At 69.0% G+C, this 19,091-nt stretch carries 18 protein-coding genes; 11 read left to right on the top strand and 7 right to left on the bottom strand.

The features are described 5' to 3' along the window. Window positions 1-76 precede the first annotated feature (76 nt). The 6 genes from J7E87_RS18400 to J7E87_RS18375 all read left to right on the top strand — a co-directional run bounded on the left by J7E87_RS18400 (window position 77) and on the right by J7E87_RS18375 (window position 7,823). Complete coding sequence (locus J7E87_RS18400; protein WP_215095295.1) at window positions 77-1,375, top strand: sugar ABC transporter substrate-binding protein; 1,299 nt, start codon at window positions 77-79, stop codon at window positions 1,373-1,375. Between the two features lie 97 nt (window positions 1,376-1,472). Then, window positions 1,473-2,465: a carbohydrate ABC transporter permease gene (locus J7E87_RS18395; RefSeq protein ID WP_215095293.1), complete on the top strand. Its 993-nt coding sequence runs from the start codon at window positions 1,473-1,475 to the stop codon at window positions 2,463-2,465. After that, on the top strand, window positions 2,462-3,367 hold the full coding sequence (locus J7E87_RS18390) for a carbohydrate ABC transporter permease (protein WP_215095291.1): 906 nt from the start codon (window positions 2,462-2,464) through the stop codon (window positions 3,365-3,367). Before J7E87_RS18395 ends, J7E87_RS18390 begins: the two co-directional genes overlap by 4 nt. Before the next feature lie 9 nt (window positions 3,368-3,376). Further along, on the top strand, window positions 3,377-4,942 hold the full coding sequence (locus J7E87_RS18385) for a glycoside hydrolase family 3 protein (protein WP_215095289.1): 1,566 nt from the start codon (window positions 3,377-3,379) through the stop codon (window positions 4,940-4,942). A gap of 30 nt (window positions 4,943-4,972) precedes the next feature. Beyond that, the gene (locus J7E87_RS18380; protein ID WP_215095287.1) at window positions 4,973-6,034 is read left to right on the top strand and encodes an SIS domain-containing protein; all 1,062 of its coding nucleotides are present in this window, start codon (window positions 4,973-4,975) and stop codon (window positions 6,032-6,034) included. Between the two features lie 319 nt (window positions 6,035-6,353). Further along, entirely contained in the window at window positions 6,354-7,823 is a 1,470-nt protein-coding gene (locus J7E87_RS18375; RefSeq protein WP_215095449.1) for a sensor histidine kinase, read from the top strand. A gap of 213 nt (window positions 7,824-8,036) precedes the next feature. Here the strand turns inward: J7E87_RS18375 and J7E87_RS18370 are convergent, their stop codons facing one another. Further along, the gene (locus J7E87_RS18370; protein WP_003953983.1) at window positions 8,037-8,294 is read right to left on the bottom strand and encodes a WhiB family transcriptional regulator; all 258 of its coding nucleotides are present in this window, start codon (window positions 8,292-8,294) and stop codon (window positions 8,037-8,039) included. Window positions 8,295-8,612: 318 nt separating this feature from the next. Beyond that, complete coding sequence (locus J7E87_RS18365) at window positions 8,613-9,581, bottom strand: diacylglycerol kinase family protein (protein ID WP_215095285.1); 969 nt, start codon at window positions 9,579-9,581, stop codon at window positions 8,613-8,615. A 74-nt stretch (window positions 9,582-9,655) separates the two neighbouring features. On the opposite strand from J7E87_RS18365, the gene J7E87_RS18360 reads away from it, so the two are divergent. Beyond that, complete coding sequence (locus J7E87_RS18360) at window positions 9,656-10,069, top strand: hypothetical protein (RefSeq protein WP_215095284.1); 414 nt, start codon at window positions 9,656-9,658, stop codon at window positions 10,067-10,069. A 108-nt stretch (window positions 10,070-10,177) separates the two neighbouring features. Here the strand turns inward: J7E87_RS18360 and J7E87_RS18355 are convergent, their stop codons facing one another. The 3 genes from J7E87_RS18355 to J7E87_RS18345 all read right to left on the bottom strand — a co-directional run bounded on the left by J7E87_RS18355 (window position 10,178) and on the right by J7E87_RS18345 (window position 12,062). Further along, a complete protein-coding gene (locus tag J7E87_RS18355) occupies window positions 10,178-11,140 on the bottom strand; it encodes an RNA polymerase sigma factor SigF (RefSeq protein ID WP_374195190.1) in 963 nt (320 codons plus the stop codon). Beyond that, window positions 11,137-11,550 carry an anti-sigma regulatory factor gene (locus J7E87_RS18350; RefSeq protein ID WP_018845530.1) on the bottom strand — a complete coding sequence of 138 codons (414 nt, stop codon included), beginning with the start codon at window positions 11,548-11,550 and terminating at the stop codon, window positions 11,137-11,139. The genes J7E87_RS18355 and J7E87_RS18350 overlap by 4 nt, the downstream gene beginning before the upstream one ends. Window positions 11,551-11,801: 251 nt before the next feature. Continuing rightward, window positions 11,802-12,062, bottom strand: a complete 261-nt coding sequence (locus J7E87_RS18345; RefSeq protein WP_215095279.1) for a UBP-type zinc finger domain-containing protein — start codon at window positions 12,060-12,062, stop codon at window positions 11,802-11,804. A 57-nt stretch (window positions 12,063-12,119) separates the two neighbouring features. On the opposite strand from J7E87_RS18345, the gene J7E87_RS18340 reads away from it, so the two are divergent. Further along, window positions 12,120-13,715 carry a Na+/H+ antiporter gene (locus J7E87_RS18340; protein WP_215095277.1) on the top strand — a complete coding sequence of 532 codons (1,596 nt, stop codon included), beginning with the start codon at window positions 12,120-12,122 and terminating at the stop codon, window positions 13,713-13,715. Here J7E87_RS18340 and J7E87_RS18335 read toward each other — a convergent pair. Continuing rightward, complete coding sequence (locus tag J7E87_RS18335) at window positions 13,697-14,632, bottom strand: 1-aminocyclopropane-1-carboxylate deaminase/D-cysteine desulfhydrase (RefSeq protein WP_215095275.1); 936 nt, start codon at window positions 14,630-14,632, stop codon at window positions 13,697-13,699. The two genes, J7E87_RS18340 and J7E87_RS18335, sit on opposite strands and share 19 nt — an antisense overlap. 10 nt (window positions 14,633-14,642) lie before the next feature. Next, window positions 14,643-15,233: an N-acetylmuramoyl-L-alanine amidase gene (locus tag J7E87_RS18330; protein ID WP_215095273.1), complete on the bottom strand. Its 591-nt coding sequence runs from the start codon at window positions 15,231-15,233 to the stop codon at window positions 14,643-14,645. 275 nt (window positions 15,234-15,508) lie between these two features. Between J7E87_RS18330 and J7E87_RS18325 the strand changes: the two genes are divergently transcribed. The 3 genes from J7E87_RS18325 to J7E87_RS18315 all read left to right on the top strand — a co-directional run bounded on the left by J7E87_RS18325 (window position 15,509) and on the right by J7E87_RS18315 (window position 18,879). Further along, window positions 15,509-16,933, top strand: coding sequence for a family 2B encapsulin nanocompartment shell protein (locus tag J7E87_RS18325; RefSeq protein WP_215095271.1), 1,425 nt, complete (start codon window positions 15,509-15,511; stop codon window positions 16,931-16,933). Between the two features lie 118 nt (window positions 16,934-17,051). Beyond that, a complete protein-coding gene (locus tag J7E87_RS18320) occupies window positions 17,052-18,089 on the top strand; it encodes a family 2 encapsulin nanocompartment cargo protein polyprenyl transferase (RefSeq protein ID WP_215095270.1) in 1,038 nt (345 codons plus the stop codon). A 208-nt stretch (window positions 18,090-18,297) separates the two neighbouring features. Continuing rightward, window positions 18,298-18,879, top strand: a complete 582-nt coding sequence (locus J7E87_RS18315) for a dihydrofolate reductase family protein (RefSeq protein ID WP_215095447.1) — start codon at window positions 18,298-18,300, stop codon at window positions 18,877-18,879. Window positions 18,880-19,091: the final 212 nt, after the last annotated feature.

The following is a 19,091-nucleotide window of genomic DNA, read 5'->3' as shown; positions in this document are numbered from 1 at the left end:
AAGCGCTGTCTCTTCGTATTGCGCGACTCCCGGGTGGTGGTGGGGGGTAACTCTTGCATCCCTTGAGGAGGGTGGCGTGAAGCGCAAGCTCATAGCCGCGGTAGGTGTGGCAGCGATGGCGGCGTCGGTCGCGGCGTGCGGCTCCGGCGAAAGCAAGGCCGCGAAGGACCCGAAGGACCGCAAGGAGACGCTGACCGTCTGGCTGATGACGGACGCTCAGTCCACCTGGCCCGAACTGGTCAAGGACGTCAACACCCAGTTCAGCGCGAAGTACCCGGGCGTCAAGGTCAATGTCCAGTACCAGCAGTGGGCGGACAAGACCAAGAAGCTGGACGCCGCGCTCGCCGGTGACAAGTTCCCGGACGTGGTCGAGCTCGGCAACACCGAGACGATGACGTACATCCTCAACGGCGCTCTCGGCGAGATCGACCCGAAGAAGTACGAGAACTCGGACACCTGGATCAAGGGCCTCAAGGACACCTGCGCATACGAGGGCAAGCAGTACTGCGTGCCCTACTACGCGGGTGCCCGTGTGGCGATCTACAACAAGGACATGTTCAAGGCGGGCACCGGATCCGACGCGCTGCCCACCACCGAGGCAGAGCTCACCGCGGCCCTCGACAAGGTCCAGGCGAAGAACACCAAGGACAAGGCGTTCTCGCCGCTCTACCTGCCGGGCCGGTACTGGTACGCCGCCATGTCCTACGTCGCCGCGTACGGCGGCGAGATCGCCAAGTACGACGAGGGCAAGAAGGAGTGGAAGTCCTCCCTCTCCACGCCCGAGGCGCAGAAGGGCATCACGCACTTCGTCGACCTGGTCAAGAAGTACAACCACGGCGACAAGACCAAGGACGAGCAGGACCACGCCAACGTCATGGCCAACGAGAAGACCGCTCTTCTCTACGGCAACGGCTGGGAAGCCGGCAGTGTCATCGACCCCAAGGCCAACGGCAACGCCAAGCTGAAGGACAAGATCGGCACCGCCGGTATGCCGGGCCCCGACGGCAAGGCCCTGCCGTCCTTCATCGGCGGCTCCGACCTCGCCACCATCTCCAAGTCCAAGGTCCAGGACCTGGGCGAGGAGTGGATCTCGCTGTTCACCAGTGAGAAGTCCGAGGCGGTTCTCGCCGCCAAGAACATCCTTCCCAACAACACCAAGCAGCTCGAGCCGCTGAAGGCGAAGCCGGAGACCGCTCCGATCGCCAACGCTGTGCCGGACGCCTGGTTCACCCCGATCGCCCCGGGCTGGTCCGCGATCGAGAAGAAGGAAGTTCTCGAGCTGATGCTCCTCGACATCATCAAGGGCAAGTCCGTCGAGGAAGCCACCAAGAAGGCCGACGCGGAGATCGACAAGCTGATCAACGAGAGCTCCTGACTCTCCTGACCGCACAGCGGGGGTGGCCGGTCCGTGCTCAAGCACGGGCCCGCCGCCCCGCCCTCCGGTGACCAGTCCGAACGGAAGGCCACGCACCATGAGTGCCGCCGAAACGAAAGCAGCCGACCCGGCGGTGCCCCTCCAGCGGCACCCCGATGTCCTTCGCCCACAGCCGGCCGGGCGCGGTCGTGCGCCGCGGAAGGCCGGCGCACTGCTGCCCTATCTGCTGATCGGCCCCACGATCGTCGCGATCGCCGCCGTCTTCGTATGGCCGCTGATCAAGACGGCGGTCATGTCCTTCCAGGACGTCGGCCGCCGCGAGCTGTGGACCGGCGAGGCCGCACCGTGGGTGGGCTTCGAGCAGTTCACCAACATCTTCGGCGACCCGGCGTTCTGGGACTCGGTCGTGCTGACCGTCGTCTTCATGACCGCCTGTGTGGTCGTCACCCTCGGCTTCGGCCTGGCGATCTCGCTGATGATGCAGCGGATGTCCGCCTGGGCCCGGCTGCTGGTGACCGCCGCGCTGATCGCGGCCTGGTCGATCCCCCTGATGGTCGCCGCCTCGATCTTCCGCTGGTTCGCCGACTCGGACTACGGCGTCGCGAACATGGTCCTTTCGAAGTATCTCGGGCTGGACTTCCAGGGCCACAACTGGTTCCTCGACGCCAGACAGGGCTTCGTGGTCATCGGCGCCGTCGTCGTCTGGGGCGCCATTCCGTTCGTCGCCATCACGCTCTACGCGGCCCTCACCCAGGTGCCCAAGGAGCTGGAGGAGGCCGCGGCCATCGACGGCGTCGGCGCGTTCGGCAACTTCCGCTACGTCGTCTTCCCGGTCATCAAGCCGGTCTTCCAGATGGTCGCCACCCTCTCGGTGATCTGGGACTTCAATGTGCTCGGCCAGGTATGGCTGATGCGCGGCACCAAACCCGAGCCCGAGTACGAGGTGCTCGGCCTCTACGCCTTCAACAAGGCCTTCGAGTCCAACTCCTTCAGCCAGGGCGCCGCCATCTCGCTGATCACGGTGCTGCTGCTGTCCGGCGTCGCCGTGTACTACCTGCGCCAGCTGCTCAAGATCGGAGAGGTCGAGTGAGCGCCACCACCTCCGCCCCGAAGGCCCCCGCCCCCAAGGCCCCCGCCCCCAGAGCCACCCAGACCCTGCGGCCCGACCGCAAGAAGAAGAGCCGGATCGTCTACAACGCCATCGGGCTGCTGACCTTCGTGGTCATGATCTTCCCGGTGTACTGGCTCGTCATCAGCGCCCTGCGGCCCAACGCCGAGATCCGCAGCTACGACCAGACGCTGTGGCCCTCCTCGGTCACCTTCGACAACTTCAGCCGCGCGATGGACTACGCCAACTTCGGTACGGCGATCAAGTCCAGCCTGATCATCTGCGTCACCGCGGTGGTCGGCGCCATGCTCATGGCCACCGTTGCCGCGTACGCGATAGGCCGCTTCAGGTTCTTCGGCCGCAAGGGCTTCATGATCGTCCTGATCCTGGTCCAGCTGCTCCCGCCGACCGCGATGCTGATCCCCATCTACCTCCAGCTCAACGACCTCGGTGCGCTGAACGAGTACTGGGGCGTCATCATCATCTACCTCGTCTCCACGCTCCCGTTCGCGACCTGGATGATCCGCGGCTTCGTGATCAACATCCCGAAGGAGCTCGAGGAGTCCGCGATGGTGGACGGCTGCAGTCAGATGGGCGCCTTCTGGCGGATCGTCTTCCCGCTGCTTGCCCCCGGCCTCGCCGCGGCGTCCATCTACTCGCTGATCAACGCCTGGAACGAGTACCTCCTCGCGTACGTCGTTCTCCAGGACAACGACAAGTACACGCTGAACGTGTGGCTGGCGAACTTCACCACCTCCCGTGGTGTGGACTACGGCGCGCTGATGGCCGCCTCGACGCTCATCGCCATCCCGGTCGTGATCTTCTTCATGTTCATCCAGAAGAAGATGGCGGCAGGCCTCACCTCCGGTGCAGTGAAGGGATAACGCCGTCTCATGACCACTCTCGTACGTGGATCCTCGGACACCCTGACCCGCGACGCCCTCGCCGTCCTCCAGCCGGGATTCGTCGGCACCACCGCGCCCGAGTGGCTGCTGCGCCGGATCGGCGAAGGACTCTGCGCCGTCGGCCTGTTCGGCCGCAATATTGTCTCGACCGGCCAACTGACCGCACTCACCGCACAGTTGAGGGCCGAACGGGACGACGTACTTGTCGCGATCGACGAGGAGGGCGGGGACGTCACGCGCCTTGAGGTGCATAACGGTTCCTCCTTCCCCGGGAACTACGCGCTGGGGACGGTGGACGATACGGAGCTCACCCGGGCCGTCGCCCGGGAACTGGGCCGCCGGCTCGCCGAATGCGGCGTCGATCTCAACTGGGCACCCGCCGCCGATATCAACTCCAACCCGAACAACCCGGTCATCGGGGTTCGGTCGTTCGGCGCCGACACCACGCTGGCGGCCCGGCACACCGTCGCGTACATCGAAGGACTCCAGGCGGCCGGAGTCGCCGCCTGCACCAAGCACTTCCCCGGGCACGGCGACACCAATGTGGACTCGCACCACGCGCTGCCCCGGATCGATGCGGATCTCGACACTCTGCGCGCCCGTGAGCTGCTGCCTTTCCGGGCGGCGATCGCGGCGGGCTCCAAAGCCGTGATGAGCGCCCACATTCTGCTTCCCGCGCTCGACCCGGACCGCCCGGCGACGCTGAGCCCGCGGATCCTCACGGGTCTGCTGCGCGAGGAGTTGGGCTATGAGGGACTGATCGTCACCGACGGCATGGAGATGCAGGCCATCTCGGCGACGTACGGCATCGAGCGCGGCTCCGTCCTCGCCATCGCCGCGGGGGCCGACGCGATCTGTGTCGGCGGCGGCCTGGCCGACGAGGAGACCGTACTGCGACTGCGCGACGCGCTGGTCACGGCGGTACGGTCCGGCGAACTGGCCGAGGAGCGACTGGCCGGCGCGGCGGCGCGGGTACGCGCGCTCGCCGACTGGACGCGGCGGGCCAGAAGGGCCGCGGCGGTGGGCGTGGCTTCGAAGGGGGGTCTCCCGTCGGCGCAGTCGGGCGGAGGGACCGCGCCCTGCACCGACATCGGGCTGGTGGCGGCGCGCCGGGCGGTAAGGGTGACGGTGGGACAGTTGCCGTACGAGCCGGTGGCGCTCGCCCCCTATGTCGCCGCCTTCGCCCCGGTCGCGAACATCGCGGTGGGCGACGAGACCCCGTGGGGAGTGGCGGCAGAGCTGACGGCGATGCTGCCCGGGACCCGGGCAGGCACCTACGACAGCTCGACCGATACCTCCCGCTTGGCCGGAAATCTGCTGGCCGCCGCGGCGGACCGTAGGATCGTCGCTGTAGTACGCGACGTTCACCGCCACCCCTGGATGGCGGACGCCCTGGACGCCCTGATCGCGGCCCGGCCCGACACGATCGTGGTCGAGATGGGGCTGGACCGGGCGGAGCCGAGGGGTGCTCTGCACATCGCGACCCATGGCGCCGCCCGCGTCTGCGGGCGGGCCGCCGCGGAGGTCATCACCGGCAAGGGCGCCGGGGTCTGACCGACGCGGACCGTGCACAAGGAATGCCACATGGAGGCACCCCGCATGTCCCAGCAGCCGGGCCGGATCATGGCCGGTGAGATGGCAGAGCAGCCCGCGGTGCTGCGGCGCATCCTTCAGGAGGGCGCGCCGAGGATCCGCGAGGTGGCGGCGGCGATCGCGGCGCGCAGCCCGCGGTTCGTGCTGCTGACCGCGCGCGGCACGTCCGACAACGCCGCCCTGTACGCGAAGTACCTGCTGGAGATCCAGCTGGGTCTGCCGTGCGGGCTGACCTCCATGTCCACCACGACGGCGTACGGCGCACGGCCGGACCTGACCGACGTCCTGGTCATCACGGTCAGCCAGTCCGGCGGCTCACCGGACCTGGTGGCCTCGACGAAGGCGGCGCGCGAGGCGGGCGCCATCACGCTGGCGGTCACGAACAACCCGGACTCCCCGCTGGCGGCGGTGTCCGAATTCCATATCGACATCCTGGCGGGACCGGAGAAGGCGCTCCCGGCGACGAAGACGTACACCGCGTCGCTGCTGGCGCTCTACCTCTTCGTGGAAGGGCTGCGGGGCGGCGACGGCGCGGCGGCGAAGGTGCTGCCCGACCTGGCGACGCAGGTTCTGTCCCGCCAGGACGAGGTACGGCAGCTGGCGTCCCGCTACCGCTTCGCCGAACGGATGGTCATCACGTCGCGGGGTTACGGCTACCCCACGGCGAAGGAGGCCGCACTGAAGCTGATGGAGACGAGCTACATCCCGGCGCTCGCGTACTCCGGCGCGGACCTGCTGCACGGCCCGCTGGCGATGGTGGACAACATCTCCCCGGTCATCGCGGTGGTCACGGACGGCAAGGGTGGTCAGGCCCTGCAGCCGGTCCTCGACCGCCTCCGCGGACGCGGCGCGGACCTGGTGGTCGTCGGCCCGTCCTCCCAGGTCGAGGCAGCCTCGGCGGGCTTCGCCCTCCCGACGGACGGGGTCCCGGAGGACCTTCAGCCGATCCTGGAGATTCTCCCGCTGCAACGCCTGGCGTACGAGGTGACCATCGCCCGTGGCCAGGACCCGGACGCGCCAAGAGCACTGGCAAAGGTCACGGAGACGAGCTGAGGCGGAAAACCCGCGGGCCGCGGCGCCTGACGGGACCCTCAGCCCGTCCGGCACCGCAGCCCGGAGCTGCTCCGGCCGGCAGGTGTGCGGTCCCGCGCGGCCGTATCGGAGGTCTCGGCGCAGTCAGGGCAGAGAGCGCCGGGTACCTCGTTCCACCCTCCTGTGCGGGGAGGATGGAGGCTTTTACACAAGCACATTGTGGACTAGACCATTCTCCACTGTCCATCCGTCTGCAAAGCTTACTTCTCGGCCCATCCTCCAACACGGCCGGGCAACTCACCCGGTTCACCCCGCGGGTACGCTCGCAGTTGTGCCCTCCATGAACGAGCTCGTACGCCAGCACACAGCCCTCAGCGAATCCGATCTCGAGTGGCTGCATCTGCTGGTCTCGGAGTGGCAGCTGCTCTCCGATCTCTCCTTCGCCGACCTCGTCCTGTGGGTCCCCACCCGCGACGGCACCCGCTACGTCTCCGTCGCCCAGATGCGCCCCAACACCGGCCCCACCTCCTACCAGGACGACATGGTCGGCCATCTCGTTCCCCGTGGCCGGCGCCCGCTGCTCGACGCCGCGCTCGACGAAGGGCGGATCGTGCGCGAGGGCGACCCGGAGTGGCGCGAGGAGGTTCCGGTACGGGTCGAGTCCATCCCTGTACGCCGCGAGGGCCGCGTACTGGGCGTCATCGCCCGCAACACCAACCTCCTTACCGTCCGTACGCCCAGCCGGCTTGAGCTCACCTACCTCCAGAGCGCCTCCGACCTCGCCCAGATGATCGCCGCCGGCTCCTTCCCCTTCCCGGGGCAACAAGTCGACATGGACGCTTCCCCGCGCGTCGGCGACGGGCTGATCCGGCTCGACGCGGACGGCGTCGTGCAGTACGCCAGCCCGAACGGCCTCTCCGCGTACCACCGCCTCGGTCTCGCCTCCGACCTCGTCGGACACCACCTCGGCCAGCTCACCGCCGAACTCGCCCCGTCCCGCGGCCCCGTCGACGAGGCCCTGGTCAAACTCGCCAGCGGCTACGCGCCCCGTGAGACCGAGGTCGAGGGCAACGGCGGTGTCATCCAGCTGCGAGCTATCCCGCTCAAGCCCAAGGGCACCCGGATCGGCTCCCTCGTACTCTGTCGCGACGTCACCGAACTCCGCCGCCGTGAGCGTGAGTTGATAACCAAGGACGCCACCATCCGGGAGATCCACCACCGGGTGAAGAACAACCTCCAGACGGTCGCGGCCCTGTTGCGGCTGCAGGCCCGCCGGATGGATTCCGTACGCGGCCGTGAGGCGCTGAACGAAGCGGTGCGGCGCGTCGGTTCGATCGCGATCGTCCACGAGACCCTCTCCCAGAACCTGGACGAGCGCGTCGAGTTCGACGAGATCGCCGACCGGGTCATCGCTATGGTCGCCGAGATCTCCCCGGGCAAGGTCGAGTGCCGCCGTACGGGCCGCTTCGGCATCCTCGACGCCGAGGTGGCCACCCCGCTCGCGATGGTCCTCACCGAGGTGCTGCAGAACGCCCTGGAGCACGCCTTCGCGCCGGGGGAGCAAGGCTCGGTCGAGGTCGCGGCCGTACGAGGCGATCAGCGCACGGACAGCCGGCTGCTGATCACCGTCCAGGACGACGGGTGCGGACTTCCCGAGGGCTTCGACCCCCAGCAGACCGGCAATCTGGGTCTGCAGATCGTACGGACCCTGGTGGAGGGGGAGTTGGGCGGAACCTTCGACATGGTCCCGGCTCCCGGACGGGGTACCAGGGTTGTGCTCGACGTCCCCGTACAGGCGCAGAAGCAGTAGCCGAAACCGGCGGAAACAGCACCCGGGAACAACGCCCGGAAACAGCGCCCGGAAACAACGCCCGGAAACAGCAGCGAGTCCCGGACCGTATGAACACGGTCCGGGGCTCAGAGCTTTGTGCGCTTCGGGGTACTGCGCGCTGCGGCTCGGGAGGCGGTGAGTGCGTACTCTCTGTACGCGCCGCCAGGCTCAGGCTCGTAGCAGGGGTGGGCGTCAGGCGCTGGCGTTACGCGCCCGGTTGCGAGCGGCACGACGCTTCATTGCGCGGCGCTCGTCCTCGCTGAGGCCACCCCAGACGCCGGAGTCCTGGCCGGACTCGAGCGCCCACTGCAGGCACTGCTCCATGACGGGGCAGCGACGGCAGACGGCCTTGGCTTCCTCGATCTGCAGCAGCGCAGGACCAGTGTTGCCGATGGGGAAGAAGAGCTCGGGGTCTTCCTCGCGGCAAACGGCGTTGTGACGCCAGTCCATGGCTGCTACCTCTCCTTGGTATTACATGCGGGTTGCTTGTGAATGTGAACGCTTTCACGAATCCCCCCGCAAGGGAAGGGCCGACTGCCAGCAGCACTGGCGTGGTCCTGAAGTCTGAGGAGGGGTTCTGGCGGTCTGTGGGGCCGATGTTGCGGGCCGTCCCGATCGCCATGTAGAGATTCGCAAACCTCGGCGGCGGATACAACCCCTTCCGGAAACTTTTTTTTGATTCCTCGGTGTCGGCTAGGTCACAGCCGTACTTCTATGGGGTGGACCCCAGCCCATACGTTCGAGTTAAAGGCCTTTCGGCCCTTCCGCTCACACAATCACACGCAGTGCACGGCGTACGCCTGTGAACGTCACGCTCGTGCGGAGCCCGAGGTGGTCACCGTCCATCTGGAAGGGGAGGGGGACCTTCGAATGCAAGGTGAAGTCGGTGAGGTCATGCAGAGTGACGGCGTGCTTGCCGCGCGGTCCGCGCTCGGGGCTGGAAGTGAGCAGTTGGGTCGCATAGCGGGCAACGGCGGGGGTGGACATCTTGGACAGCGCGACGACGTCCAGGGCGGTGTCGAAAGAGGCCTGCGGGGACGCGTACACCGGGCGATTGCCCAGGTAGGTCCAGGGGGAGGTGTTGCAGATTATGGACAGCACAAGGTCGGTGACCGGATCCTCACCGGGGCGCGTCAGAGTGATCGGACCGTTCCGGCGGTGCGGCTCGTCCAGGAACTGGCGTACCACCTGGCGCATATAGAGGGCGTGAGTGGAGCGCTTGCCGCGCTCCCGCTGCTGTTCGACCCGGCCTATCACGCTCGCGTCGAAGCCGAGTCCGGCGCAGAAGGTGAACCAGCGGGCGGGGACCGCCTCGTCGTCGGTTCCCGGGGTGCCGGCCGCGAGTCCGAGTCCGATCGTCCGCTCGGTGCGGTCACGCAGTGCGTCCAGGATGGCGCCGGTCGCCTCGACGGCGTCGTTCGGGAGGCCGAGGGCGCGGGCGAAGACGTTCGTCGAGCCGCCGGGGACGACTGCGAGGCGGGGAAGGCGGTCGGGATCGGGGCCGTGGTGGAGCAGACCGTTGACGACCTCGTTCACGGTGCCGTCGCCACCGAGAGCGACGACGAGATCCATGTCGTCCGACTCCGCGGCCCGGCGACCGAGGTCCCGGGCGTGCCCGCGGTACTCCGTGGTCACGGCCTCCAGCTTCATCTCGCTGGCGAGGGCGTGGATGAGTACGTCGCGGGTGCGGGCACTGGTGGTGGTTGCTGCCGGATTGACCACAAGAAGTGCGCGCATGCGCAGCAGCGTACCCAGTGGGGTGGGGATTACCTGACCCAGCCCGGGCTTCGCACGACGGCTACCCTGCTGGGGTGAGCACTGACCAGACCCCCCGCCCCGCCCGCCTGACCGCCGCGGCCGCGGTGTCCGGCCTGGAAGGCCTGGCGTTGGTCGCGTGCGGCGTCTACATGCTGGTGATGGGCCTGCTCGGCCGGCCGGACAGCCCGTCGCAGGCGGAGATGGGCGGAGTGACGCTTGTCGCACTCGGCGCGATCCCGCTGGCCGCGGCGCGGGGCCTGCTGCGACTGCGCGGCTGGAGCCGCGGCCCGGCGATCATCACGCACCTGATGACCCTGATCCCGGCCTGGACGCTGCTGCGTGCGTCCGGGGCGCTGATCGCGCTGGGCATCGCACTGGCGGCGGTCGCGGTAACGGGCCTGGTGCTGCTGGTGAACCCGACGGCGACGCAGGCCCTGGGCATCCGCGGCCCGGCGCGCGACGCGTAGCCCTCGCGCCCTCCCCCTCGCGAGGGGGAGGGCCCCGCATGGTGTCGGCTTCGCGGCGCGACGTTCCCGGAGGGTCGGTACGGGTCGGTACAGCGCCGCGCGGGCCGGTTACTCCTCGACGAGGAGCTTCTCGCGGAGCTGTGCCAGCGTGCGGGCCAGCAGGCGGGAGACGTGCATCTGGGAGATGCCCACCTCCTGTGCGATCTGCGACTGCGTCATGTTGCCGAAGAACCTCAACAGCAGGATCCGCTTCTCGCGCGGTGGCAGGTCCTCCAGCAGCGGCTTCAGCGACTCGCGGTATTCGACGCCCTCCAGGGCCTCGTCCTCCGCGCCGAGTGTGTCCGCCACCGCCGGGGACTCGTCGTCCGTGTCGGGAACGTCCAGGGACAGCGTCGAGTACGCGTTCGCGGACTCGAGGCCCTCCAGGACCTCCTCCTCCGAGATGCCCAGGCGTTCCGCCAGCTCGTGGACCGTCGGGGAGCGGCCGTGCTGCTGGGAAAGTTCCGCGGTCGCCGTGGTCAGGGCGAGCCGCAGTTCCTGGAGGCGGCGCGGGACCCGGACCGCCCAGCCCTTGTCGCGGAAGTGGCGCTTGATCTCGCCGACCACCGTCGGCGTCGCGTACGTCGAGAACTCGACGCCCCGCTCCGGGTCGAACCGGTCCACCGACTTGATCAGGCCGATCGTCGCGACCTGGGTCAGGTCGTCCAGCGGCTCGCCCCGGTTGCGGAAGCGCCGCGCCAGATGCTCGACCAGCGGCAGATGCATACGCACCAGCTGGTTGCGCATCTCCGCCCGCTGAGGCGAGCCGTCGGGCAGCTTGCGCAGCTCGATGAACATCGCCCGCGCCCCGCTGCGGTCATGTGGATCGTGGTGCTGCTGCTCTTGCACGTGCTCGCTCATACGGTCCGCCCTCCCCCAGAGCTTCGTCTGGGAGGTACCCGCCTGCTCCGCCGCGGCCGTCCGGCCGTCAAGTCCGTCCCGTCCGTCCACCGGGTGCGGCCGCGCCTGCTGTTCCGGGATGCCCGTCACCGCGGGCGGCTCGTTCCGCACCGGACCGTCCCCGTTCCTCACGCCGGCCCGGGTCCCGCGCCGCGCTGTTTGTACAGGCTGATGGAGACCGTACGGTCATCGGCGACCGACGAGTCGACCTTGCCCGCCAGTGCCGAGAGCACTGTCCAGGCGAAGGTGTCACGCTCCGGCGCCCGGCCGTCTGTCGTCGGCGCCGAGACCGTGACCTCGAGCGAGTCGTCGACGAGTCGGAAGACGCAGCTGAGAACGGAACCGGGGACGGCCTGCTGAAGCAGGATCGCGCACGCCTCGTCGACCGCGATCCGCAGATCCTCGATCTCGTCGAGGGTGAAGTCCAAGCGGGCTGCGAGGCCTGCCGTGGCCGTACGCAGCACGGACAGGTAGGCACCCGCAGCGGGCAGCCGGACTTCCACGAAGTCCTGAGTCCCGGGCTCGCCTGCGATCTGGGACACCCTCACCTCCAAGGTGGCACAAGCTCTTTCGGGGCTTCGGGAGGGTAGATCCCGAAGCCGTCGCTACGTAGTCGTTGCGTCTGTACGTAGCCGGTACTGGCCCGGCGACGCTATCGCGATCCATGGTGCCCTGTCGCCGGGACCCCCAGTCGGTGTCTGTCACTCATGGTAAGCATATGGGCACACACAGTGGCTAGAGGTCTGCGTCGCCCAATTATGAGGAACCGGCGGAGGGTTGACGTACCCACCCGTCAGACGATCGAACCGTCGACAAAGCACCACCGCCATGTCTCGCCCGGTTCGAAGCTCCGCATTACAGAGTGCCCGGTCTGCGTGAAGTGCGCGGTGGCGTGCCGCAGGGGCGAGGAGTCGCAGCAGCCGACCATGCCGCAGATCAGGCAGAGTCGCAGCTGTACAGGATGGCTGCCGACCGCCAAACAGTCCGGGCAGGTCCGGTCCAGCGGGACGGGCTCCGGGTGGGGCAGTTCTGCTACGTGCGGGCACTCGCTCATGATTGCCAGGTTACGACGCTGGTGACGGACGTACGGACGGACGTGAGGTACGGCGAGATGGATGCACTGCCACTGGTCGCGCTGATCGCGGCGAGCGCCGCGATCGCCGGGGCGGCCCGCTGGACTCCGGTGCCGGCACCGCTCCTGCTGGTGACCGTGGGACTGATCGCGGCATTCGTGCCCGGGGTGCCGGACTACACCCTCGACCCGCACATCGTGCTGCCGCTTGTGCTGCCGCCGCTGCTGCACAAAGCCGCGGTCGACAGCTCGTACCTCGATCTGCGCGCGAATCTGCGGCCCGTGGCGCTGCTGTCGGTCGGCTATGTCCTCTTCGCGACGGTCGCTGTGGGTTACATCGCCCATGTGCTGGTGCCGGATCTGCCGCTGACCGCCGCGCTTGTGCTGGGCGCGGTCGTCGCGCCGCCGGACGCGGTCGCCGCGACCGCGATCGCCCGGCGGCTGGGGCTGCCGAACCGGATCACGACGATCCTGCAGGGCGAGTCCCTGGTGAACGACGCGACAGCGATCACCGCCTACAAGGTGGCGCTGGCCGCGGCGGTCGGCGAGGGCGCGAGCTGGGCGGGCGGCATCGGGGAGTTCGCGCTGGCGTCGCTCGGCGGGGTCGGCGTCGGACTGGTGCTGATGGTGCCGATCCACTGGCTGCGTACGCACCTGAAGGAAGCGCTCCTGCAGAACACCCTTTCGCTGCTGATTCCCTTCGTCGCGTACGGGGCGGCCGAAAGGGTCGGGGCGTCCGGCGTGCTCGCGGTGGTCGTCGTCGCGCTCTATCTGGGGCACCGCTCCTGGCAGGTCGACTTCGAGACCCGGCTGCAGGAGGAGGCGGTGTGGAGGATGGGCGCGTTCATCCTGGAGTCGTCGGTCTTCGCGCTGATCGGGCTGCAGGTGCCGTACGTGGTGGCGGGCCTCTCCGGCTACTCGGTGGGCGAGATGCTCATATATGCGGTCGCGGTCTTCCTCGCCGTGGTGGTGGTGCGGTTCGTCTGGGTCTTCCCGGCCACCTTCCTGCCGCGCGCCCTCTCGCGGCGGATCAGGGAGCGTGAGCCGGACACCAACTGGACAGCGCCCGTGATCGTGGGCTGGGCCGGGATGCGCGGGGTCGTCTCGATGGCGATCGCCTTCTCGATCCCGATGACCATGGCGGACGGCGAGCCGTTCCCGGCGCGGAACCTGATTCTGTTCCTGACCTTCACGACGGTGATCGGGACGCTGGTGATCCAGGGGCTCACACTGCCGGCGCTGATCCGGGCGCTGAAGGTGCCGCCGCGGGACGAGCACGCCGAGACGCTCGCCGAGGCGCAGGCGCAGAGCCAGGCGTCGCAGGCGGCGGAGCGGCGGCTGGAGGAGCTGCTGGAGGACGAGCGCAATGCGCTTCCGGGGCCGCTGGCCGACCGGTTGCGAACGGTGCTCGAGCGGCGGCGGAACGCCGTGTGGGAGCGGCTGGGGGCGGTGAACCCGGTGACCGGGGAGTCCGCGGACGACACCTACCGGCGGCTGGCGCGGGAGATGATCGAGGCCGAGCGCGAGGTCTTCGTACAGCTGCGGGACCAGCGGCGGATCGACGACGAGATGATGCGTACGCTGCTGCGCCGCCTCGATCTGGAGGAGGCGGCGGCCTACCGGGAGGCGTCCTGACCGGTGATGACGGCGGCGACCGCGGTGCCGGGCGGGAAGGCGCCGTCGGCGACGAGGGTGGTCAGGCCGTAGAGCATCTTGGCGACGTAGACACGCTCGACGGGGAGTTGGTGGCGCGCCTCGAAGTCGTCGGCGAAGGCGTCGAGTACGCGGGCGGTACGGGCGTATCCGCCGAAGTGGAAGCGGTCGTCGAGCGACCAGTCGCCGGCCGGCCCGCCGAAGGCCTCCTCCTGGAGGGCGCGTATCTCCCCGGCGAGGAAGCCGCCCTTGAGTACGGGGAATCCGATCGCGCTCCCCCTGCCTTCGGCGGGAGGTGCCCCCAGCCCGGGCGCGAGTCCCGCGGCGAGCCCGGCGAGGGTCCCGCCGGTGCCGCAGGCGACGGCGACGACGTCGGCGAGGTGGTGGAGCTCGCGGCCGAGGGCGGCGCAGCTCTGGGCGGCGAGGGCGTTGCTGCCGCCTTCGGGGACGACGTAGACGTCACCCGGGACCGCCCGCAGGATCTCGGCCAGGACCTGCGGGTCCTCCTTCGCGCGGTAGGTCGCGCGGTCGACGAAGAGCAGCCGCATACCGTCCGCCGCGCACTGGGTCAGGGACGGGTTCAGGGGGCGGGAGGCCAGCTCGTCGCCGCGGACCACGCCGATCGTCTCGAAGCCCAGCAGGCGGCCCGCGGCGGCCGTCGCGCGCAGGTGGTTGGAGTACGCGCCGCCGAACGTCAGCAGCGGGCGGCCTGCCGCCGCGTGGAGGTTCGGGGCGAGTTTGCGCCACTTGTTGCCCGGGAGTTCCGGGTGGATCAGGTCGTCGCGCTTGAGCAGGAGACGTATGCCGTGCCGGCTGAAGCGCTCGTCCTCTACCGGCTGCAGAGGCGACGGCAGTCGCGGCCGCAGGGCAGTGCTGAGGTCGAGCGCTTCCGGGGTCACGCACCCATTGTCACTTCAGGCGCTCGTGGATGCGTTCGCGCATGGAGTTCATTGTGAAGCCTCGGGGGTCGACCTTTCCCGGCTGCCATTCGAGGTGGCCGATGACGGAGCGCGCGGTCCAGCCGTGGCGGCGGCAGATCGCCGCGGCCGCCTTTTCGATCGCCTCCAGTTGGACGGCCGGCCATGGATCCTTGCCGTCGCCGAGGTTCTCGCACTCGAAGCCGTAGAAGTGGCGGTTTCCGTCGGTGTTCGCCTCGTTGTCCGCGGGGAGCGCCTTCTCCGCGATGACGGCGCGCAGCACATCGTCGTCGCCGAGCCCCGCGTGATTGGCGCGGCCGTAGCCGACGAGATGGACCTTGCCGTCCTTGGTGATGACGCCGTGGCACAGCGGCCCCGGCAGGCTCGCGTAGCCGTCCCGGCAGATGCGTACGGTCTGCGCGGTGCCCTGGGTGACGGTGTGGTGGATCATCACGCCGTGGACCGGGCCCCAGGGGCCCATGTGGTTGCGGTTGTGCGTACGCCAGTCGCCGACTTGGACGATCGTCAGCCCCTCGTCGCGCAGTGCGTCGAGGAAGCTGTTCGCGGACATGGGTGGGGACATGGCCGGCTCCTTGTGGAGGGGGAAGTGAGCGCAATGTGCCGTACCGCGCTCTTACCCCGAACTGCCGTGGGGAGACCGTCCCTTCACGCGGCTGGGAGCCGATCCGGTCAGCCGCCGACCGGCCGCCGCCGGCCGCAGGGCACCGGCACTCGTAGTTCGTGCGACGTTCCCCGCCTCCACTGAACTAGTCCCATCCATTTGTGTAATGGCGCATTCACTCTCCGTGCTGGAAAGCTTTCGGGTGCAGGTCAGACCCGTGATCGAGAGGGAGTCACATGTCGGTTGGTTCGGTTGGTTCTGCGGCCGACGAGGTCCGCGAGGCGCAGGCTTCGAAGCAGCAGAGCCTCGGTACGGCCGCCGCGCGAAACCTTGCCACAACCACCAAATCTGCCCCGCAGATGCAGGAGATCACCTCTCGGTGGCTGCTGCGCATGCTGCCCTGGGTGCAGGTGCAGGGCGGCACCTACCGGGTGAACCGTCGCCTCAGCTACTCGGTGGGCGACGGTCGCGTGACATTCGTGCAGACCGGCAACCGGGTGGCGGTCATCCCCGCCGAGCTCGGCGAGTTGCCCGCCCTGCGGGAGTACGGCGACGAGGCGGTGCTCACCGAGCTGGCGAACCGTTGCGATCAGCGGGAGTTCAGGGCCGGCGAGGTGCTTGCCGCCGCCGGCAGCGCGGCGGACCGCGTCTATCTGCTGGCGCACGGCAGGGTCGAGCAGATCGGCACCGGTCCGTACGGCGACGAGACGGAGCTCGGCGTACTCGCCGACGGGGCGTACTTCGGCGATCAGGCACTGCTGGAGCGCGATGCCTCCTGGGACTACACCGCGCGTGCCGCGACCGCATGCACGGTGCTCGTGCTGACCAGGGATGATGTGCTGAACCTCGCGGAGCGTGTCGACTCGCTCCGCGGACATCTGGCCGGTCTTTCGTCCCTGCCGCAGCAGCGGACCAACAAGTACGGCGAGGCGGCGATCGACCTGTCCGCGGGCCATGTCGGCGAAGCCGTCGTGCCGCACACCTACGTCGACTACGACGGGGCGCCGCGGGAGTACGAACTGAGCGTGGCCCAGACGGTGCTGAAGGTCCACAGCCGTGTCGCGGACCTCTACAACCAGCCGATGAACCAGACCGAGCAGCAGTTGCGGCTCACGGTCGAGGCTTTGCGGGAACGCCAGGAGCACGAGCTCATCAACAACCGCGAGTTCGGACTGCTGAACAACTGCGACTACGGGCAGCGGCTGCAGCCGCACGACGGCGCGCCCAGCCCCGACGACATGGACGAACTGCTCTCGCGGAGGCGCGGTTCGAAGCTGTTCCTGGCCCATCCGCGGGCCATCGCAGCCTTCGGGCGGGAGTGCAACAGGCGCGGTCTGGTGCCCGACAGCGTGGAGGTGGCCGGCCACCATCTGCCCGCCTGGCGCGGTGTGCCGATCTTCCCGTGCAACAAGATCCCGGTCACCGAGGCCAGGACCACCTCGATCATCTGCATGCGTACGGGCGAGGCCGACCAGGGCGTCATCGGACTGCAGCAGAGCGGCATCCCGGACGAGATCGAGCCCAGCCTGTCCGTGCGCTTCATGGGCATCGACGAGCAGGCGATCATCTCCTACCTGGTCACGGCCTACTACTCGGCGGCGGTGCTGGTGCCGGACGCGCTCGGCGTCCTGGAGAACGTCGAGGTGAGCCGCTGGCGGTGATCCGGACGCGCCGGGGGCCCGCGGCACCGCGCCGCGCCCCGGCCGCACCGCTCGGCCCATGCCCGGCCGGCCATCGGTCGGCCCCGTCAGTGCCCAACACCTGGAAAGGCCCGCCCGGATGACTATGTCGGACACCGTCGAGGCCGGCGAGGCCGTCGCCCTCCTGGAACGCACCCGCAGCGCCGTCAATCCCCAACTGCGCACCACCCTCGAGTCGTTGCCCGGATCCATACGCCGCGTCGCGATGTACCACTTCGGCTGGGAGCACGCCGACGGCACCCCGGCGGCCGGCGCGGCGGGCAAGGCCATCAGACCGGCGCTCGTGCTGGCCGCGGCCCGGGCCCTGGGCGGGGACTCCCGGCAGGCGGTGCGGGCGGCGGCCGCGGTGGAACTGGCGCACAACTTCACGCTCCTCCACGACGACGTGATCGACGAGGACTCCACCCGCAGGCACCGCCCCACCGCCTGGACGGTCTTCGGCACCCCGGACGCCATCATCACAGGCGACGCGCTGCTCGCCCTCGCGCTGCGACTGCTTGCCGAGGACCGGCATCCCGCGTCGGCCGCAGCGGCGGAGCGGCTCGCGGCGTGTGTCATCGAGCTCTGCGCGGGACAGCAGGCGGACTGCGCCCTGGAGGAGCGCGCGCCGCACGAGGTCTCCCTCGACGAGTGCCTCGCCACGGCGACGGCCAAGACCGGCGCGCTGCTGGGCTGCGCCTGCGCGCTCGGCGCGCTGTACGCGGGCGGGGGCGAGGAGGAGGCCGCGGCCATGGACGCCTTCGGGCGGGAAGCGGGGCTCGCCTTCCAGCTCATCGACGATCTGATCGGGATCTGGGGTGACCCGGCGCGTACGGGAAAGCCGGCAGGCGCCGATCTGGCGGCTCACAAGAAGTCCCTGCCGGTGGTCGCTGCTCTGACCTCCGGGACTCCGGCGGGGGCCGACCTGGCCGAGCTCTACCGCGGCCCGATGACCCCCGCGGCCGTGCGGCTGGCTGCCGAGGCCGTCGACCGGGCGGGCGGCCGCGACTGGGCACAGCTCCAGGCCGCGGACCGGATGGCCCGCGCCGTCCATGAGCTCGCCCGCGCGGTCCCGGACCTCGCGGCGGCGGGCGACCTGCTGGCGCTGGCCGAATTCGTCACCCGCCGCACCCGCTGATGCGGACCATATGGCGCGAGGCGCAAGCGGGTTGAGGAGCGGTTGAGCCGCAAGCGGGTTGACAGGTCCGCCGGCGAATGGCCTTGCGCAACCACTACATTCGAACCACTATGAGCGGAGTGGTTGGTGCCTCGGTTGTCGGTGGCCACCCTCATATCCCGTGGCGCCATATCCCGTGACGCTCGTATCCCTGACGAACAGGACCGGTTTGCGAAAGCTCAGCTACTTCATCGCCGCGTCGATCGACGGCTTCATCGGGGCCCCGGACGGCAACGCGGACTTCTTCACCTCGTTCGTGACCGGGGACTTCCTCGACTACCTCAAGACCCAGTGCTCGGACACCCTGCCGACCCCGGCCCGACAGGCCTTCGGTGTCGACGACGCGCCGAACACCGAGTTCGACACGATCATCCAGGGCCGGGCCAGCTACGACCTCGCCCTGGACATCAAGCTCACCAGCCCGTACGCACATCTACGGGAGTACGTGGCGTCCCGCAGCATCAAGGAGTCGCCCGACCCGCACGTGGAGATCGTCTCCGGCGACGTCGCGGCGAAGGTCCGGGAGCTCAAGCAGGAGGACGGGCTCGGCATCTATCTCTGCGGGGGCGCGAGCCTGGCCGGCCAGCTGCTGGACGAGGTCGACGAGCTCGTCATCAAGACGTATCCGGTGGTCCTCGGCTCGGGAATGCCCATGTTCGCCGCGGAGTTCCGCATCGCGGATTTCACGCTCGATTCCGTCCGCGCCTTCGACAATGGCGTCCTTGTCAGGAAGTACCGCAGGAAGCACTGACCGCAGGACTGTCCGGCTTGCCCATACCGCCATATCCTGGGGGTATGGGCAGCGAAGGACGCGATACCGTCCGCAGCCCGCAGGCCGAGTACCGTTGCCCGGCGTGCGGAGAGCCTGTCGGCACGGTCATCAAACGACGCAAGACGCTAGGCGCATACGTCCCTGTATGGGAACCGGGCTCGTGCCATAGCCCCCGGTGCCCGCTGAGCGAC

The sequence above is a fragment of the Streptomyces sp. ISL-1 genome, from assembly GCF_018614585.1.
Taxonomy (GTDB): domain Bacteria; phylum Actinomycetota; class Actinomycetes; order Streptomycetales; family Streptomycetaceae; genus Streptomyces; species Streptomyces maoxianensis.
Note: the sequence above shows the minus strand (reverse complement) of the source record. Positions and strands in the feature narration are given on the sequence as shown.

Bases quoted from the DNA above. Each gene is read 5' to 3' on its own strand.
- J7E87_RS18365 (WP_215095285.1), bottom strand. From the start codon at position 9,581: ATGCGCGCACTTCTTGTGGTCAATCCGGCAGCAACCACCACCAGTGCC.
- J7E87_RS18395 (WP_215095293.1), top strand. From the start codon at position 1,473: ATGAGTGCCGCCGAAACGAAAGCAGCCGACCCGGCGGTGCCCCTCCAG.
- J7E87_RS18385 (WP_215095289.1), top strand. From the start codon at position 3,377: ATGACCACTCTCGTACGTGGATCCTCGGACACCCTGACCCGCGACGCC.
- J7E87_RS18330 (WP_215095273.1), bottom strand. From the start codon at position 15,233: ATGTCCCCACCCATGTCCGCGAACAGCTTCCTCGACGCACTGCGCGAC.
- J7E87_RS18320 (WP_215095270.1), top strand. From the start codon at position 17,052: ATGACTATGTCGGACACCGTCGAGGCCGGCGAGGCCGTCGCCCTCCTG.
- J7E87_RS18370 (WP_003953983.1), bottom strand. From the start codon at position 8,294: ATGGACTGGCGTCACAACGCCGTTTGCCGCGAGGAAGACCCCGAGCTC.
- J7E87_RS18375 (WP_215095449.1), top strand. From the start codon at position 6,354: ATGAACGAGCTCGTACGCCAGCACACAGCCCTCAGCGAATCCGATCTC.
- J7E87_RS18380 (WP_215095287.1), top strand. From the start codon at position 4,973: ATGGAGGCACCCCGCATGTCCCAGCAGCCGGGCCGGATCATGGCCGGT.
- J7E87_RS18325 (WP_215095271.1), top strand. From the start codon at position 15,509: ATGTCGGTTGGTTCGGTTGGTTCTGCGGCCGACGAGGTCCGCGAGGCG.
- J7E87_RS18340 (WP_215095277.1), top strand. From the start codon at position 12,120: ATGGATGCACTGCCACTGGTCGCGCTGATCGCGGCGAGCGCCGCGATC.
- J7E87_RS18345 (WP_215095279.1), bottom strand. From the start codon at position 12,062: ATGAGCGAGTGCCCGCACGTAGCAGAACTGCCCCACCCGGAGCCCGTC.